This is a genomic window from Bradyrhizobium sp. CIR18, from assembly GCF_014198295.1.
GTDB lineage: Bacteria > Pseudomonadota > Alphaproteobacteria > Rhizobiales > Xanthobacteraceae > Bradyrhizobium.
Window position 1 is genome coordinate 1 of the sequence record NZ_JACIHF010000036.1, and the last position, 3,698, is coordinate 3,698.

The following is a 3,698-nucleotide window of genomic DNA, read 5'->3' on the forward strand; positions in this document are numbered from 1 at the left end:
CCTGATCGTCTCAGCTAAAATGAACGACGTGGATCCACAAGCTTGGTTCGCCGATGTCCTGGCACGCATCGCTGCACATCCCGTGCAACGGCTCGACGAACTTCTTCCCTGGAATTGGTGCAACAGAAATAGCCAAGTCAACCAAGCAGCCTAAGTCACCGCTCCGCGGTCCTCACCGGATGCTTACGAAGCGCCTCTTCCATCCCTTGAATAATTGGCGCTAGCGAGCAATGCGCGGGTGCTCTCCGGGATGGTCGTCGACCCGAAGGTTCATGATAGAGGCAGATGGCAAACACGGATTGGCATCGCCAAACTGCACCACGTTCTGGACTGCGACCGATAATTGGAGTGAAAAGTCGAGAGGCTTCGGCGGAGGTGCGCTGGTGATGGGATTGCAGCTTGCATCCACTCCTCCAAACGGCTGATTACCCTTCAGGTCTCTGAACCAAAGCATCTTTTGAGCGTCCGTTGTACAGGCGTTCGAAAATGTAATGGGCGCCGACGGCAATTGGGCGGTGCTGTGACAGCTCAAGCACCCCGAAATCGGATTGTCGACCGGCCCGTTCGCGCGCCCCGCCCATCCCAAATGGGAGGCTGCGTAAGCAGGCGCCTGGTCCGAGATCGTGGTTTCGGTCAGCTTCTTGCCTGCTTGCTGATCAGCGGGTGTGAAGCCGAAGTCATTTCCCCATGAAAGGCCTACGGGCCGGAGCCTCCGCCACGGGGACGTATCAGTTGCATTGCTGTCAAAAGCAAAAGTCCCGAAGACCCACCCGGTTGGCGAGCGACTATCCACCGCGGCGACGTCCATCTGCATGAGGCGCACGGTTTGGGGGCCGGCAGCTGTTCGGATCGTCCACTGCGGAGCACCCGACAAGACGTCAGAACCCTGGAAGTCATTCGCGGTAACGTCGCTGAACAAGATCTTGAAGGTCATTGCTCCTTGGGCGAATTGAGCCTTTGCCAGATCGGGCGAGGCGCCGCCCAAGACCTGTCCGATCGTGACGGCACCCGCTGCATTGTAGAAGCCGACCGCATAATTGTGAATGGTCACTCCTTGCTTGAGACCGAGCTCCGGTCCGGTGACAGAACGTTCTGACGTCAAGCCGCGCATCGGCTCTCGTGCACGGGGTCCGAAATTCATCAGCGGCATGTGAAACCAGGGCCGAACGTTGTTGGCTTCCGGCTTGAAGTCGGCATCGATCATGCCATCAAATGCATAGTCTCGCAGAGCATAGAGGTAAGCATTGGCGCCCGTCACTCCGTCCTTGAAGTCGATATTCGACCACGGTGCGTCGTTCGCCGGGACAGCCGTAGGGTACGATTGGGACAGTTTGAACCACGGACCAGCGCTCGGTACCATCGCTGATGGTGTGACGAAGTCTGGGAAGACCCCGGTGCATTGCGCAATGAAAGGTGCCGGCTCAGGAGCCGGAGCGCCCTTCCCTGTCACCGACAGGCAAGTCGATCCGGGAGCACAACCGCTTGCGGCATGTCCATGTGTCGGAGCAAGGCACGTCATCGTGGTCGCAAAAAGGGCGTTGCGAAATATACGACTTCCTAAAAGTTGAATAACGCGCATGAGCCTCTTTCCTCTAATGACGCACAATTTTATTTCGATACAATTACAGCGGGTGTCTGCCTTTGCAAGCCCGAATTGATTCGCCGGTAAGCTTTCGGTCGAGCTTGGGCGTAGGCCTGACCTTTAAAGGGAGGATCACGATCGTGTTCTGTACGAAACGTACGGTGCTTCTCCTCTTTGCGGAAAGCGCGCAGGCGCAGACTGCAACGTCATCTGCTTATTTGACGGGTAGATGGACAAGTGACGACGCCGCTGTCCTTCTCTGAACCCGATTTTCAGGCACTTCCTCACACATCGATCACCGTCACGGATTCGGCCGGGGAAAATACGACCTATTCAGGAGTTGATCTGGCTGCCCTTTTGAACAAAGCAGGGGTGCCGCTCGAGCAAGATCTGAAAGGTGCCGACGTCGCAAAATATCTCCACGTTCAGGGCGTTGACGGTTTCGTCGCGATTATTTCTCTGCCCGAGTTTGATAACGGCACCTTCCTGGTGGCAGATGCGCAAGATGGCTCCCCATTGCCGAGCGGGACCGGTCCTCTCCAGGTCATTTCACTTCAAGAAGGTCGTCGTAGCCGCTGGGTCAAACAACTCAACTTGTTGCGGATCATCAAATCTTCACCGCAATAGCCGCACCAGCGCGAGGGCTAGTCACTCGCGTCCAATCCGGGCGGCCTCACGAATTACTCTCCACGCATGAGCCAGACGAACACGGTCGAATAAAGCGGGTCGTCCCGAATATAAACCTTGCTCAGGGACAGTACGTCTAACCGGTGTTCGTCGGCGGCGCGCCTGATCGATGCTCCGTTGATAGATGAGTTATCATGCCCTTCCGCGTCGATAAAACGCGCGTTCCTGACCCAGTCGGCACCGATCATGTAGCCGTCCTCAGAGAGTTGATCCGCCGGCCACGATCCCGTCACTGCCAAGCTCGTCTACCGGCTGATGAAGAAGGGCTTGTTGCTGGCCCGGCCGACAGGGCGCTGCAGCGTCATTGCGTACGCGACCAATTTTGTTGCCATCCAGGAGCGCCATGAGTTCGCTCCCTTCTGAGAAAGGTCTTTGAATCTATTCAACAGTCCCCGATCAAGGCCGTTGAAATGGCTCGAGCTAGAACTCGGCGGTTTTCTGGATTGCTCACCATTGTCGCGTGGTTGCCTGGAACCGGTACGGCACGGATAGCCCCAGCATTCACGACCCGGTCCCAGCCCTGGTTTGGCAAGTCGCTACTGGGTTGTTTGTCAGGTGGCACCCAACGACTGACGAGAGGCTCACTCGCATAGAACTGATGTATTTCAATCGCAAGCGACGGAACGCAATACGATTGTAGCGCGCAGTGAAATGTCGCGGCCCTTTGATACATCGAAATGTCATTGTGAAGATCGTGATCTGGAGCTAACGCTCCTATTTTCTGCGCCTTTTCAAGCAACTCAGAGATGGAATATTGTTCGGTGTCGCGTTCCAAAACCTCGTGATACTCATCGCGCAAGATTCCACAACGATCCAAGACAAATTCTCGCGCCAAATTCTTCAGTGATCTGTTTGAAGAAGCCGCAGGTAGACTAACATCAATGAACGCCATGAATGACACAACTTCATCAGTACTCAGTAATTGCTCGGCAATTGCATAAGCCAGGATTGCACCTGATGAGTATCCAGCAAAGCGGTATGGGCCACGTGGCTGGATCTGTTTAATCGCAAGAATCCCCTCCGCGGCCATCGCCTTAAGAGTCGGTGGACGAACGTCATCGAAAGGGGGCCATGGCAGAGCGTAGACCGGGCAGTCTGCATCCATTTCCGCTGCCAAACCGAGGACATACGAACAATCCCCAAAACCTGTGGGGACAAAGAAGAGAGGTGGCTGCGATCCGGTCGCTCGAACGGGAATCACCGCCGTGTTACTGGGCTGCACCTGCAAACGAATCTTCGATGCAAGCTCCTTCAGAACAGGGGCTCGGAAGAGGTCGGTGGCGCTAAAACTCAGCCCAAGATGTAATGCTCGACTGAGCATCTGCACGGCCAGAAGCGAGTGGCCGCCCAGTTCGAAGAAGTGGTCGTTGCGCCCGATGCGCTCGACACCAAGGAGCTCGGCCCAGATCCGCGCCAGCGCGGTCTCGAC

Annotated in this window: 5 protein-coding genes; 2 read left to right on the plus strand and 3 right to left on the minus strand. The window is 56.1% G+C overall.

Going from position 1 to position 3,698, the window contains the following annotated elements:
* A partial coding sequence (locus GGD65_RS39855; RefSeq protein WP_183238749.1) for a transposase domain-containing protein occupies window positions 1-154 on the plus strand: 154 nt, incomplete at its 5' end.
* Window positions 155-220: 66 nt separating this feature from the next.
* Here GGD65_RS39855 and GGD65_RS39860 read toward each other — a convergent pair.
* Complete coding sequence (locus GGD65_RS39860) at window positions 221-1,579, minus strand: hypothetical protein (protein WP_183238750.1); 1,359 nt, start codon at window positions 1,577-1,579, stop codon at window positions 221-223.
* A gap of 240 nt (window positions 1,580-1,819) precedes the next feature.
* Here GGD65_RS39860 and GGD65_RS39865 point away from each other — a divergent pair, with 240 nt between their 5' ends.
* Window positions 1,820-2,209 carry a molybdopterin-dependent oxidoreductase gene (locus GGD65_RS39865; protein ID WP_183238751.1) on the plus strand — a complete coding sequence of 130 codons (390 nt, stop codon included), beginning with the start codon at window positions 1,820-1,822 and terminating at the stop codon, window positions 2,207-2,209.
* Window positions 2,210-2,262: 53 nt separating this feature from the next.
* Here the strand turns inward: GGD65_RS39865 and GGD65_RS39870 are convergent, their stop codons facing one another.
* Together GGD65_RS39870 and GGD65_RS39875 are read right to left on the minus strand one after the other, a co-directional pair.
* A complete protein-coding gene (locus GGD65_RS39870) occupies window positions 2,263-2,457 on the minus strand; it encodes a hypothetical protein (protein WP_183238752.1) in 195 nt (64 codons plus the stop codon).
* A 194-nt stretch (window positions 2,458-2,651) separates the two neighbouring features.
* Window positions 2,652-3,698: thioesterase domain-containing protein (locus GGD65_RS39875; RefSeq protein ID WP_246783591.1), on the minus strand; the 1,047-nt coding region annotated here is incomplete at its 5' end.